10 protein-coding genes are annotated in these 13,248 nt (G+C 68.8%); 3 read left to right on the top strand and 7 right to left on the bottom strand.

From position 1 onward, the window contains the following. On the top strand, positions 1–1,548 hold the full coding sequence (gene guaA, locus AB0L65_RS12010; protein ID WP_363962242.1) for a glutamine-hydrolyzing GMP synthase: 1,548 nt from the start codon (positions 1–3) through the stop codon (positions 1,546–1,548). 92 nt (positions 1,549–1,640) lie between these two features. Here the strand turns inward: guaA and AB0L65_RS12005 are convergent, their stop codons facing one another. The 5 genes from AB0L65_RS12005 to AB0L65_RS11985 form a co-directional block, all read right to left on the bottom strand. Further along, entirely contained in the window at positions 1,641–2,123 is a 483-nt protein-coding gene (locus tag AB0L65_RS12005; protein ID WP_364243646.1) for an ATP-binding protein, read from the bottom strand. Positions 2,124–2,306: 183 nt separating this feature from the next. Further along, a complete protein-coding gene (locus tag AB0L65_RS12000) occupies positions 2,307–4,997 on the bottom strand; it encodes a hypothetical protein (RefSeq protein ID WP_364243644.1) in 2,691 nt (896 codons plus the stop codon). A 140-nt stretch (positions 4,998–5,137) separates the two neighbouring features. After that, a complete protein-coding gene (locus AB0L65_RS11995; protein WP_364243642.1) occupies positions 5,138–6,091 on the bottom strand; it encodes a hypothetical protein in 954 nt (317 codons plus the stop codon). 426 nt (positions 6,092–6,517) lie between these two features. Then, complete coding sequence (locus AB0L65_RS11990) at positions 6,518–7,156, bottom strand: protein-L-isoaspartate(D-aspartate) O-methyltransferase (RefSeq protein ID WP_364243639.1); 639 nt, start codon at positions 7,154–7,156, stop codon at positions 6,518–6,520. A gap of 77 nt (positions 7,157–7,233) precedes the next feature. Then, positions 7,234–8,913, bottom strand: a complete 1,680-nt coding sequence (locus AB0L65_RS11985; RefSeq protein ID WP_364243637.1) for a DUF1996 domain-containing protein — start codon at positions 8,911–8,913, stop codon at positions 7,234–7,236. Between the two features lie 354 nt (positions 8,914–9,267). On the opposite strand from AB0L65_RS11985, the gene AB0L65_RS11980 reads away from it, so the two are divergent. Beyond that, complete coding sequence (locus AB0L65_RS11980; RefSeq protein ID WP_364243634.1) at positions 9,268–10,182, top strand: CHRD domain-containing protein; 915 nt, start codon at positions 9,268–9,270, stop codon at positions 10,180–10,182. 60 nt (positions 10,183–10,242) lie between these two features. On the opposite strand, the gene AB0L65_RS11975 is transcribed toward AB0L65_RS11980, so the two are convergent. Next, a complete protein-coding gene (locus tag AB0L65_RS11975; protein ID WP_364243631.1) occupies positions 10,243–10,764 on the bottom strand; it encodes a hypothetical protein in 522 nt (173 codons plus the stop codon). A 514-nt stretch (positions 10,765–11,278) separates the two neighbouring features. On the opposite strand from AB0L65_RS11975, the gene AB0L65_RS11970 reads away from it, so the two are divergent. After that, complete coding sequence (locus AB0L65_RS11970; protein ID WP_364243628.1) at positions 11,279–11,737, top strand: ATP-binding protein; 459 nt, start codon at positions 11,279–11,281, stop codon at positions 11,735–11,737. 52 nt (positions 11,738–11,789) lie between these two features. Here AB0L65_RS11970 and AB0L65_RS11965 read toward each other — a convergent pair whose 3' ends face one another. Continuing rightward, a complete protein-coding gene (locus AB0L65_RS11965; RefSeq protein ID WP_364243625.1) occupies positions 11,790–13,193 on the bottom strand; it encodes an MFS transporter in 1,404 nt (467 codons plus the stop codon). Positions 13,194–13,248: the final 55 nt, after the last annotated feature.

The raw sequence follows: 13,248 nt of genomic DNA, 5'->3' as shown, positions 1-13,248 counted from the left end.
GTGTCTGAATTCGACACAGTGCTGGTGGTCGACTTCGGCGCACAGTACGCGCAGCTCATCGCCAGGCGTGTGCGCGAGTGCCACGTCTACTCCGAGATCGTGCCTTCGACCATGCCGGTCGAGGAGATGATGGCCAAGAACCCCAAGGCGATCATCCTGTCCGGCGGCCCGTCCTCGGTCTATGCCGAAGGCGCCCCGCCGGTGCCGCACGGGCTGTTCGAGACGGGTGTGCCCACGTTCGGCATCTGCTACGGCTTCCAGGCCATGGCGCAGGCGCTGGGCGGCGAGGTGGCCCGCACGGGCGTGGCCGAGTACGGCGGCACCGCGCTGGAGGTGCTCGACGAAGGGGTGATCTTCGCCGGACTGCCGGACGCCCAGACGGTCTGGATGTCACACGGTGACAGCGTCGCCGCGGCCCCCGAGGGCTTCACGGTGACCGCCTCGACGAGCGAGACCCCGGTCGCCGCCTTCGAGCACCCTGAGCGCGGCCTCTACGGCGTGCAGTTCCACCCGGAGGTGCTCCACTCCGAGCACGGCCAGGTGGTCCTCAAGCACTTCCTCGACGCCGCCGGCTGCCGCCCGTCGTGGACCATGCTCAACATCGTCGAAGACTCCATTGACGCCGTGCGCCGCCAGGTCGGCGACGGCCGCGCGATCTGCGCCCTGTCCGGCGGCGTCGACTCCGCAGTGGCCGCCGCGATCGTCCAGCGCGCCATCGGCGACCGCTTGACCTGCGTCTTCGTCGACCACGGCCTGCTGCGCAAGGGCGAGGCCGAGCAGGTGGAGCGCGACTTCGTGGCCGTCACGGGCGTGAAGCTGCGCGTGGTGGACGCCGCCGACCGCTTCCTGAAGGCGCTGGAGGGCGTCTCCGACCCGGAGGAGAAGCGGAAGATCATCGGCCGCGAGTTCATCCGCGTCTTCGAGGACGAGCAGCGCGCCATCATGGCCGACGGGCCGGTGGAGTTCCTGGTCCAGGGCACGCTCTACCCCGACGTGGTGGAGTCGGGCGGCGGCACCGGCACCGCCAACATCAAGTCCCACCACAATGTCGGCGGCCTGCCTGACGACCTCCAGTTCAAGCTGGTCGAGCCGCTGCGCGCGCTCTTCAAGGACGAGGTGCGCCGGGCGGGCGAGGAGCTGGGGCTCCCGTCCGCCATGGTCTGGCGCCAGCCCTTCCCGGGCCCCGGCCTCGGGATCCGCATCGTGGGCGAGGTCACCCGCGAGCGCCTGGACCTGCTGCGCGAGGCCGACGCGATCGCCCGCGAGGAGCTGTCCCGGGCCGGCCTCGACCGGCAGATCTGGCAGTGCCCCGTGGTGCTGCTGGCCGACGTGCGGTCGGTGGGGGTGCAGGGGGACGGGCGCACGTACGGGCACCCGGTGGTGCTGCGGCCGGTGACGTCCGAGGACGCGATGACGGCCGACTGGGCGCGGGTGCCTTACGACGTGCTGTCGCGCATCTCGACCCGGATCACCAACGAGGTCCGGGAGGTCAACCGGGTGGTGCTCGACGTGACGAGCAAGCCTCCGGGCACCATCGAGTGGGAGTAGTCCGCTAGCCGGGGCGGGAGAGCCCGGGGCTCAGGGGGCGATCGGGGCTTTTCGGGGCTCAGGGGCGGCCGGGGCTCTGGTGGTTACCGGGCTCAGGCGGCGACCGGGGCGAGGGCGCCGATGGGGGCGTCGGTCTCGGCGCGGGCGAACACCGGCAGCTCGAACCAGATGGCCTTGCCGCGCGCCGTACGCTCGCCGCCCCAGCAGCAGGACAGCGTGTCGACGAGGAACAGCCCGCGTCCGCTCTCCGCGTCCGCGTCGACGACCAGCATGTGCGGCAGGTCGGGGTTCTCGTCCTCGACCTCGCAGCGCAGCAGGCCGTCCTCGGCGGAGAAGCTGAGGCGGACCGGCCCGTACGCGTGCTCCAGCGCGTTGCCGACCAGCTCGCTGACGAGCAGCTCCGTGGCCTCCACCTGGTCGTCGAGACCCCAGGCGGCGAGCTTGTCACGGGTCAGCCGGCGGGCATCGCACACCGAGCCGAGGTCAGGCGAGAGCCACCACGAGGCCGTGCGGCACGTGGTCTGGCGGCGGCCGGTGACCGCGGTCAGGATGCTGCTCATCAGAAGCCTGTTCATGTCCTACCCCGAGTGGGTCCTCTTCCTTGCCTCTCGTTCAGTGAGCCTGGGTTGCTCACACCATCGAGAATGCCTCAGTGAGGTGCCGCAAGAAGAGGTGAAAACTCCCCGTATAGGTACCTATTCCACGTACGTAGGCAGCCCACGGCAGGGACTGGGGATGCTTTCTGATACGGGGGTGTCCTATGAGGTGGTCTGCGGCACGACGCAGTTGTTGTTCGGGGGCTTCCCCTCCGGCCAGGCGACGCCCTTGAACGTCAGCTTTCCCGAGGCCGGGTCCAGCCGGACGACCGGGAGTGCCTTGTCGTACGGATTGCCCGCGGCGGTCAGGCAGATCAAGCCGCTCGCGCCCTGGATCCGGTAGGCGGCGTGCAGGTCGGCGAGAACGTCCTTGACGTCCTGCCGGGAAGGGACCTCCGTGGGGCTGATCGCGACCGCTTTCGCCAGGGCCCGGTGGGCGGTCAGGACCACGTCGTGGGTGATGATCGTACGCCCGTCCTCGAGTGCCACAGGGCCGATCTTGGCGGTGGCGATGAGGTGCCGGAGCCGTGCCAGGGACTCCTGCGGCTCGGCGAGATAGCGCGGGAGGTCTTCCCGCTTCGGCTTGGAGCCTTTGCGGGTGTTCTCCCGCCACCACTTCGCCACCTCGATGTTCCAGGCGGCGGGGTGGGCCGGGGCGGCGTACTCGACGGACACGGACGGTCTGCCGCCGCCCGGGTCGCCCCGGATGAGTTCGAGGTCCTCGGCGTCCAGGCGGCTGTCGAGTGTCGTCGCGTCGGAGCCGGTGATCACGGTGTAGGACTTCTTGCCGGCGCAGTAGGTGTTCGCCAGCGTCTTGACGAAGAGCTTCAGATGGAAGGCCCGGCCGGCGAAATAGATGAAACGGGCGTTCGACTGACAGATGTTCAAGGCGAAGTCCTGGAACCGGTTCGGCGTGCGGCCGGGCTCCTCAAGGCCGGGTGACTCGTACGTCATGTCCTGGACCCCGGTGCCCTTCTTGCCCTTCCTGGCCTCGGTGAAGGCGTCGCGCAGCGACTTGTCGTAGTTGTCCAAGGGCCGGGTGTCCGCGACGAGCGCGCTCTCGGCGCCCGCCAGCTTCGGGTCGGACTTGAGCAGCGCCTCGGCCTGCTCTTTGGTGGTCGAGACCACGCGAGCCAGGCCGGGGAACGGATCCCGGCCCCGGTCCTGGGTCTCTGGATTGGCGAAATCAGATGAGGTGACCAGGCTTGCGACGACGGGGATCCCCAGGTCCTTGGTCAGGTGGTGCATCGCGTTCCACGTGTTGGTCAGGCTGAGGTTGAACCCGGCGACGACGCGGAGCTGCGGTTCCCTCTCGGTGAGGTAATCCACGGTCTTCTGCCAGTACCCGTAGTCGCGGCCGGGGTTGGCGAGGACGAGGCGGATCGGGGGCTTCGCGGCGTCGGGGGTGTTGGCCTGCAGCTGGGCCAGATAGGCGCCCTGCACCTCGCTCAGGATCTGCTTGCGCACGGCCGGGATGTCCGACTGCATGGGGATCATCAACGCCACGGTGGCGTACGGTTTCGCCGCGATCCGATCGTTCTCCGCCTCGATGCGCGCGAAGACCTCCGGCATGCCGTCGAGATCCGGCATGAGCACGCCTGTGCCGTCCGACACGCCGATGCAGTCGCGGCCCATCACCACGAGCCCTTCCCCGCAGCTCGCCGGCTCCGGTGGCGGGAGGATCACCGCGTACGCGACGAAACCCAGGACACCCGCGAGAGCGAACATCTCGGTGGTGAGGGTCAGCGGCCCCGGCCCCCTGCGGGGCGGTTTCGGCGCCGGACCCGATCCCAGGGTGACCGGCAGCAGCCGGCTGGGCACCGGCTCGGCGCCGCCGGCGATGATGTTCTCGATGGCCTCTTTCCGCCGTGCGAACAGCGCCGGAATCTCCTTGGCGAGTTCGACAGGAGAGACGGGCGGATTGGCCCCTCTCGCGACCGGTGCTCCGCCCCGCGCCGAGGTCGCCACGACGACGGGATAGGCGCGCAGGCCACGGGATCCGTGATCGTACGCGGCGAGGAGCGTATCTCTGATCTTCCGCCGCGCCGGGACGAGGTCGACGTCGGGCAGGAGAATGACGGGACGGCGCACCCGGTTGAGCCGGCGGAAAAGCCCATGGTGCGCGTTGACATCCGCCAGCAGGGCCTTGACGAGCAGGAGCTCTTTTTCGTCGATGTCGTTCTTGGGCGGCTCGATCAGCAGCCGGCGCAGTTCCCTGACGAGCTCCTCGGTGGTCCCCAGCGGCCGTTTGAACGCCTTCTTCCGGTACCAGCGCAGGGTCCAGTGGGCACGGACCTGGAAAGCGCCGAATATGCCGATCACCAGGCCGACAATGCCGCTCGCCAGGTTTCCGAGGTAGGAGTTGGTGACGACCTTTTTGATCGCCTTGCGGACCTCCCGCAGGATCTTCTGCCGGGCCCTGTCGATCGCCTCCTTGACCTTCTCCTCCAGCTCGGCGTCCAGTTCACCCAGCTCGGCGAGGCGCTTCTGCTCCGGGTCGCGGAGATTCCAGTTCGCGAGCGCGTACGCGGCCTCGAAGCGGGGGAAGACGAGGGGAAGCCGGTAGGCGGGACGCGAGAACCTGTGCGCGACGGCCCGCAATTCCGCCGCGAACTGCGACAGGTCGGCGTTCGGCGGGGTTGTGCACGGCTCGTTGATCGGCAGGACGCTCGAATACTCTTCGTAGTACTCCGCGGGCCACGATCGGATCGCCTCGAGGTCGGCCGCGTCGTAGTCCGAGGGCTCGCACTGAAGGACCAAAGGCCCGGTCCGGCGGCCGAAACGAACTTTCCTTCGGCGGAACCGACGGAGGATCACCAGCTCCGCCAGCGCCGCGTTCAGGTGCTGAGCCACCTCGGCCCCCATCGTCGTCATATCTGCGCCAGCGAGTGGGTTGGACTTTAACCGGTCGTGACCACGTCGTAACTGGATTTGCGGAAATGCCGAGGTCCTGTACGGCGGCGCTCGCCGTACAGGACGAGGGTCATGCGGGGTCAGCCGGCTTTCTTGTCCTTGTCGGCGAGCGTGCCGCAGGTGAAGCCCTTTTCCCGGTCGGGATCGAGCTGGATGTCGATCAGGATCGTGCTCTCCGAGAACTTGCGGAAGGTCATCAGCTTGTCGCAGTCGTAGAAGGCGTATCCGCCCTCGAACTCGCCCAGCAGCATCATCCAGCGCCCGTCGTAGAGCGTCTTGCCGCTGCTGTCCTGGAGCCTGGCCCACTGGTCCTGGAAGCCGAGGCTGTCGAGCAGCGCGTTGGCCTGCCCGGTCTCCTGCACCTGCACGGCGCCGAAGACCATCTGGATGATGAGCGCGTATCCCAGCCCGACCCCCGTGAAGGCCCCGATCAGGACCTTCATCCCGGCGCGGCCGATCGACTTGCGGCGCAGCAGCCGGAAGGGCACCACATAGGCCAGGAAGCCCAGCACGATCGCGAAGACGACCTCACCACCCCCCAGGTGCTCTTCCACCGCGGTGTACACGTAATAGAGGAATCCCATGTAGGACAGACCGGCCCAGACCGCGGCGATCACGGCGACGATCCACGGGCGTTTCCGGACGGCCTGGAACAGGCGACCGGCCCAGCCGCGGGTGATGAGGTTGAGCAGCCAGCCCAGGCTGATGAGCAGGCCGATACAGGAGGCGGCGATCAGCGTCAGCGGCAGCAGGGAGCCCAGGAGCCGCCCGAAGAGCACGGACTGGTCTATGCCGGCCTGCTCGGGCGTGATGCCGAAGACGCTGTACATCTCCTTGAAGCCCATGTACAGCAGCGCGTACAGCGTGACACCGGCCGGGACCACCACCGAGCCGATCTTCTCGAGTACGTCGAGGACGCCGCCGCTGTCCTCTTCGCCCTCTGCCGGCGCCTTGACGGCCTCGGCCGGGGGAGCGTCCGGCGTCGCCGGCTGAGTCGGAAGCGGCTGGTCTAATGGGTAAGACTGATAAGTCATGATAAATCGGAATCCATGCCTGTTTGACGGAGTACGGGAGCAATTGCAAGATCATTGGCCGCTTGAGGGCGGTGTGGATTGACCCCATCCCGATCGCCCTAATGGCGATCCACCACAAAGCCCTCAAAGCGGGCGGGCCAGGATCTCGGCAAGAGTAGGGGGACGCGGCGACGCCGCAGTCGTCACTTCAACTTCCTCGAAATGGTCCCCTGATCTTCGCTGATCGTCCGAGGTCGCCGCCTCGGCGGCGGCGCTCAGCCCCATACCGTAGCGGTCGAGGCGGCACAGCCGCGACAGAACCCCCTTGATGCCGATATGTGGCTGTAAGCCGTCCGAAGCTGCCACAAGTGCGCGGCGTTTTCGCTGACTCGCACATTTACCTGACCTGTCCTGTGGTCAGTCGGAGTCATTCGTGTCATCACGCATTCACCGGCCGGGTGTGTCGTCCACGTGTTCGCCGATCAGAGGGACGAACCGGGCGGGTGTCAGCAGGCGCTCCTGGACCAGGCGGCCGTGCCGCTTGCCGAAGAGCACGACGGTCTCGTCCAGCTCCTCGTGGATCGGCATGACCAGCCGTCCACCCTCGGCTAGCTGCTCGGCGAGCGGGGCGGGCACGGTCCGGGCCGTGGCGGACACGACGACGGCGTCGAAGGGCGCGTGCTCGGGCAGGCCGGCGGTGCCGTCGCCCACCAGTACCTCGGCGCCGGTCACCCCGGCTGCGGCGAGGTTGGCCCGCGCGTGCCGGGCCAGGTCGGCGTGGCGTTCCATCGAGTACACCCGGCGGGCCATGCGGGCGAGCAGGGCGGTCTGGTAGCCGTACCCGGTGCCGATCTCCAGGACCGTCTCCGTGCCCGACAGCCGCAGGGCGTCGATCATCTGCGCGATCAGGGACGGCTGCGAGGTGGGCTGGCCGTGGCCGATCGGGATCGGTTCGTCGAAAGGGGCGCGGGCGGCGTAACGCGGCGGCACGAACCGGTCGCGCGGTGTGGCGGCGAGGGCCGCCAGCAGCCGGGGATCTTCCACCCCGGCCCACTGGGCGGCCTTCACCAGCGTCTCGAACTCCATCGGCGGTCACCCGCCGACGCGCTGCTCCGAGCCATGCCCACCTGCTTCCCCACAGGCCGGGCTCGATGCTGTCGGTGTCAGCAGTTCTTGCCGCTGTTGACGCAGCGGACGACGGTGTTCATGAGCCTGTGCGACATCACGCCGATGGCGCCGGCGTGGTCGGTGCTCGGGTCGTTCTGCTCGCTCGCGGGTCCGTCCACCGCGAAGGGGACGTCTCCTGAGGTGGGCACGTCGTCGTAGGTGAGCGTCATCCGGAGTTGCGGCACGGCCTCGGTGCCGCTGGGGCAGGCGCCGGTCTCGTCAGGGAAGACGAGGTGCGTGCGGTGGTCGGCGCTGTCGAGGTTCTGACCGTCCCAGCAGCTGGGCATGTCGAAGACGCGGACCAGGTCGCTGCCGGAGGGGCAGATCGGATACTTGTCGGTCAGCCGGTCGGTGAAGCCCGTGCAGGTGAACGTCGGGCGGGCGTTCTCAGCGCCGTTGCTGGCCGCCCTGGCGTCGCCGGAGATCATCCTGAGGAACCGCGGCGCCGCCGTCACCTCCGAGGTGAGGTTCCCGCGGTACTCGAGCTTCACAGATGTCGGCTGTACGGGGGTGCCGACGTTGTTCGTGTCGTCCCCGGCCGCGGATTCGTCGTCGGATCCGCGTACGCGCAGGGTCGGCCAGAAGTAGGCGGACCGGTCGTCGCTGGTACGGCAGGTGGTGTCCGCGGCGGCCAGGCTCTCGTTGGTCGAGAACGCGTCCGTGGACATGTTGCCGACGTAGTCCTGCCTGAGCTGGGCCCCGTCCGACATGCCCGGGGCGAGGATGAGGTTGTCGGTGTTGGAGTGACCGTCGCGGTTCGTGCCGCATCGGGAGGCGTACGTGCCTGTTGAGGCGTTCTCGCCTGCCTCTGGCTGCTCCGCCTTGGGGACGTCACGGATGTCGACGTAGTCGTCGGCCGTGGGCCCGGCGTCCGCCGCGTTCTGGGCGTCGTCGAGCGAGCAGGTGGCGAGTTCGTCGAGGCCGGTGGGGCGTTCCGCGACGCGTCCGATGGCTATGGAGATGCGGTCGATGGCGGCGGCGCGTTTGTCGGCCAGTGGGCCGAGGATGGCGTTCTGGACGAAGTTGGAGCCTCCTTCTCCTGCTGAGGTGGCGAGCCGGTTGTTGGCCTCCTGGAGTTGTTTGTCGAGTTGGGCGAGGTTGCGGTCGACCTCGGCCTTGGCGGCGGCCGGGACGTCGGCCAGTTTGTCCGCCACGTTCGGGCAGACGATGGTCTGCGCCGCCGGGGCCGCGGTCTGGCTACCGCTGGGATCAGGCGTGGCGGAGCCGGTCGCCGGGGGTGCGGTGGTTTGTTCCGGTGGGGTGGCTTGGTCGGATGAGGTTGCCTGGTCGGTCGGGGTGGCTTGGTCGGTCGGGGTGGCCTCCTGGGATGGGGTGGCCTTCTGGGATGGGGCGGCGGCGTCGCCGAGTGAGCAGGTCGCGAGCTCGTTGAGACCGGTGGGGCGTTCTGCGACGCGTCCGATGGCTATGGAGATGCGGTCGATGGCGGCGGCGCGTTTGTCGGCCAGTGGGCCGAGGATGGCGTTCTGGACGAAGTTGGAGCCTCCTTCTCCTGCTGAGGTGGCGAGCCGGTTGTTGGCCTCCTGGAGTTGTTTGTCGAGTTGGGCGAGGTTGCGGTCCACCTCGGCTTTGGCGGCGGCCGGGACGTCGGGCAGCTTGTCCGCCACGTTCGGGCAGGAGATGCCCTCAGCCGCGACCGTGCTCAGATAGACATCCACCGCCCCGGTCTGCGCGTACGGCGGAGAGCCCGACAGGACGAGCGCGACGCTTCCGCTCAGGCAAACCGCCCCCAACCACGGCCTGAATCGTCTTTCCCCCGATGGACTCCACATGCGACCACTCCCTCCGGTTTTGTCGTGGGCAAGGAAAGTCCGATCTTCGACAGGTACGGGGGTTCTTACGGGAGGGTTCACCCGCATGCGGCCGGGAGGGGCCGCCAGACCACCTCCTACCAGCGCGAATGCGTATTTTTACACATTTGCGGATTGAACCCGGCGCGAGGCGCAGGTCGTACAACCGGGCGTCGAACACCGCTCCGAGCCTCACCCCTGAGGCAACTGAAAGGGTCAATCATGACGAAGCGCATCCTCACCGCCTCCGGCCTCGCGCTCGCCACCGCGCTGATCGCCGCCTCCGTCAGCCCGGCCATGGCACAGGCGGACACGCGGTCGAGCACCGACGTCTATCTGGCGGCGACGCTGCTGGGCAAGAACGAAGTACCCGCCCCCGGCGCGAAGGTGGGTGACCGGAACGGCAGCGCGATCGCCGTGTTCCGCATCCACGGACAGCAGGTCGACTATGCGATCCGGTGGCAGAAGGTGGCCGCGCCGACCGCGTTCCACATTCACCAGGGCAAGTCCGGCAAGAACGGCGACGTCAAGATCCCGTTCTTCGGCGCGGCCCTGCCCGCCTCGCTCAGCGCCGTCAAGGGCACCGTCACGGTCAAGGACTCGGGCCTGCTCGCCAGGATCGCGAACAACCCCAAGGGCTGGTACGCCAACCTGCACACGGGCGAGTTCCCCGGCGGCGCCGTCCGTGCCCAGCTGCACCGGGTACGCCCCGTTTCGCTCGAATCGGTGCTGGCCGCCGGCTCGTCCCACCACACGCTCACCGCGCTGGCCGACGGCCGCCAGGAAGTGCCCGCGCCCGGCGCCAAGGTCGGCGACCAGGACGGGCGCGCCGCGTGGCTCGTCTGGGTGAAGGGCACCAAGGTGCACTTCGCCACCGCCTGGAAACGCGTCGCCCCGCCCACGAACGGCCACGTCCACCGCGGTGTGAAGGGCAAGAACGGCCCGGTGGTCGTGGACTTCTTCGCCGCCGCCAACGGCCTGCCGGCCGGCGTCAACGGCATCGCCGGCACCGGCACCGCCTCGGCCAAGGTCGCCGACGGCATCAAGCACAACCCCAAGGGCTGGTACGTCAACCTGCATACCGCGGAGTTCCCCGGCGGCGCGGTGCGCGGCCAGCTCCACAACGGCGGCTGGTAGCGGCGCACGCGAACGCGCCGCGCGGGATCCCGCCCGCGCGGCGCGTTCGCGTGTCCCGGCTCAGGCGCTGATCAACGCCACCAGGACGAGGATCGAACCGCCCATCACCACCGTGTGCCGGACGTTCTGCAGACCCGGCATCACCCAGCTCGGGAAGCCGCTCTCGGCCGCCTTCAGCAGTGCCGGCACGTCGACGCGCCGGAGCATCGGGTCGCCCTTGCGCTCGAAGGCCTTCCGCACGGACGTGGCGGCGGTCAGCTGGCTGTAGAGGATGAGGACGTTGCCGACGAGCACGAGCGGCTGGAAGACCCAGGACAGGACCTGCCCCCAGTGGTTTCCCATCAGGTTGAGCACGGTCAGGGCCGTCATGATCAGCGCGACCGTGGCGGGCACGATGGTCTCGTGGCCACTGGCGTCGAAGCTGATGTTGTTCTCTTTCAGGATGCGGGCGGGGACGCCTTGACGCTCCAGCTCCCGCACCGCGGCGACCCCTGCCTCACGGCCGTAGCGGTGGCGTACGAGGGGGATGCTCACGAAGGAGAGGGCGACGAGCAACTGCAGAACGGCGGCGAAGGTCATCATGGCGGGGGCTCCTCATCGGGGGTGCTTCTCGATGAGGAAGACGATGCCGACCACCGCTGTTTCCGGGCTGACCGCGCGCTGTCACGGCCCGCCGTCACGTATCAGCGACATCCCGCTCGGCGGAGTGACGCCGGCCCATCAGGACGACGGCAAGGTCAAGCCTGGCGGCCCTGACCGAGTGCCGCGTCATGCGGATGCTCTCCGACCCGGCCACCACTGCGACCGCCCCCGCAGCGCCGGGCGGCGACGGCGCGGACGGCCAGGCCGTCCAGAGCGTCCCTGGGGCCGTGCCACACCGGCACCCGGAGCCCCACCGTGCGCTGGAACCCCTGACGTGCAGCTACGTAGGTACCTACGTAGTCCTGAATAGGTGCCTATATGGGGATTTTTCACCTCTTCTCCACGTAGCTCACCGAGGCATTCTCGTGGTGTGAGCAATTCACGCTCACCTGAAGAAGAGAACCGGAGGGAACCGGACGGCAGCCACCTCAGCTGCCACACGGGATGCAGGGTGATGAACAGCGTTACGCGGACCACCAGCCACAGCCCGGCAACACGCCGCACGGCTTCGTGGTGGCTGACGCCTGACCTCAGCTCGGTGCGTACCGCCCGCCGGCTGACCCGCGACAAGCTGACCGACTGGGGCTTCGACGACCAGATCGAAGTCGCGGAGCTCCTCGTCAGCGAACTGGTCGCCAACGCGCTGGACCACGCCCACGGACAGGTCCACCTCGGCTTCTCCGCCGAGAACGGCCTGCTGCGCTGCGAAGTCGAAGACGAGAACCCCCAGCTGCCCACCATGCGCACCGTCGGCCTCGACGCCGAGCGCGGACGCGGGCTCTTCCTGGTCGACATGCTCTCCGGCTCCTGGGGCGGTACCCCCACTCCCCGCGGCAAGGCCATCTGGTTCGAACTCCCGGCATTCGCCGAAGTCGAAGTCGAAGCCGACGCCTTCACCCCGATAGCAGCCTGAGAAACAGCCAGGCCGGTTCCGCGTGGGAACCGGCCTGGCTGAGGCGGGGCGGTCAGGCGGACACCGCCACCGGCTCCCGGTCCCTGGCGGGCCTGGGGAGCATCGTGAGCGCCGCCGCCAGGCCGACCGCGGCCAGCAAGGTCGAGCCCAGGAACGCCATCCGGTAGCCCGAGACCAGCGCCTCCGGCGCGGGGGAGCCGCCCGTGACGCCGGCCGCGACGGCCACCAGCACCGCGATGCCGACCGAGATGCCCACCTGCGTCGTCACGTTGAACAGGCCCGACACCATCCCCGACTCCTCCGCCGAGGCGTCCGAGGTGGCGGCGACGGTCACCGCGCCGATCAGCAGGCCGAAGCCGAAGCCGGTCAGCAGCTCGGCGGGAAGCAGGACCAGCAGGTAGTCGCTCTGCACCCCCACCCGCAGGTAGAGCGCCGCGCCCACCAGGATGAAGGCCATGCCGGCGGCCGTCGTCGTGCGCAGGCCGTACCTGGTGAGCACGCGTCCGCCGAGGAACGAGGCGGTCAGCGCGATCGTCGCGGGGATCGCCAGCGTCGACAGGCCCGACAGGGTAGCGCTGTAGCCGAGCACGAGCTGGGTGTAGAGGCTGAGCAGGAAGGCCACCGGCTGCATCGCCATGGCCACCAGGAACATGATCACGTTGCCGGCGCGGAGCGTGCGCCTGCGGAAGACGTTCAGAGGGACGAGCGGGTTGGCCGAGCGGTGCTCGATGGCGAGGAAGGCGACGATGAGGGCGATCGCGACGGCGCCGACGCCGAGCGTCCTGGCCGAGGTCCAGCCCGCCTCCGCCGCGTCCACCAGGGCGTAGATGAGCAGGCCCAGCCCGGCGGTCGAGGTGACGGCGCCGGCCACGTCGAAGCCGCGGGTCCGTTCGGCGGAGCGTGCGGCGGGCAGCAGTACGAGTGCCAGCGCGGCGACGCCCAGCCCGATGGGCGCGTTCACCAGGAACACGGATCGCCAGCCGAACAAGTCGGTGAGCAGCCCACCGAGCACCAGCCCGGCCGAGGCGCCCATGCCGCCGACGGCGCCCCACAGGCCCATCGCCTTGTTGAGCGCCGGGTCGCCCTTGAAGATCGTCATCACCAGTGACATCCCGGCGGGCGCGACCAGCGCGCTGGCCAGCCCCTGCACCGCCCGTACGGCGATCAGCAGCACGCCGGAGGCGGCCACGCCGCCGATCAGGGACACCGCGCCGAACAGCAGCATCCCGGCGATGAAGATCCGGCGCCTGCCCACGTAGTCGGACAGCCGCCCGCCGAGCAGCAGCAACCCGCCGAACACCAGCGAGTACGCCGTCGTCGTCCACGACAGGTCCTGGGCGTTCATGCCCAGCTCACGACCCATGTGCGGCATCGCGATGCCCACGATCGTGGAATCCAGGATCAGTACGAACTGGGTGGTGGCCAGTAGTGAGAATGCGGCCCATTTGTTCTTCATGACCAAGTCTTCCTAGGGGAACGATTTGTAACAGTGGCCATGATGTGTGACCATC

It is taken from the genome of Nonomuraea sp. NPDC052116, from assembly GCF_040680035.1.
Classification (GTDB): Bacteria; Actinomycetota; Actinomycetes; order Streptosporangiales; family Streptosporangiaceae; genus Nonomuraea; species Nonomuraea angiospora_A.
Note: the sequence above shows the minus strand (reverse complement) of the source record. Positions and strands in the feature narration are given on the sequence as shown.

What these genes read in the sequence shown, in the direction of transcription:
- AB0L65_RS11965 (WP_364243625.1), bottom strand. Translation starts at nt 13,193, where the DNA reads ATGAAGAACAAATGGGCCGCATTCTCACTACTGGCCACCACCCAGTTC.
- AB0L65_RS11990 (WP_364243639.1), bottom strand. Translation starts at nt 7,156, where the DNA reads ATGGAGTTCGAGACGCTGGTGAAGGCCGCCCAGTGGGCCGGGGTGGAA.
- AB0L65_RS11995 (WP_364243642.1), bottom strand. Translation starts at nt 6,091, where the DNA reads ATGACTTATCAGTCTTACCCATTAGACCAGCCGCTTCCGACTCAGCCG.
- AB0L65_RS11970 (WP_364243628.1), top strand. Translation starts at nt 11,279, where the DNA reads ATGAACAGCGTTACGCGGACCACCAGCCACAGCCCGGCAACACGCCGC.
- AB0L65_RS12005 (WP_364243646.1), bottom strand. Translation starts at nt 2,123, where the DNA reads ATGAACAGGCTTCTGATGAGCAGCATCCTGACCGCGGTCACCGGCCGC.
- AB0L65_RS11980 (WP_364243634.1), top strand. Translation starts at nt 9,268, where the DNA reads ATGACGAAGCGCATCCTCACCGCCTCCGGCCTCGCGCTCGCCACCGCG.
- AB0L65_RS11975 (WP_364243631.1), bottom strand. Translation starts at nt 10,764, where the DNA reads ATGATGACCTTCGCCGCCGTTCTGCAGTTGCTCGTCGCCCTCTCCTTC.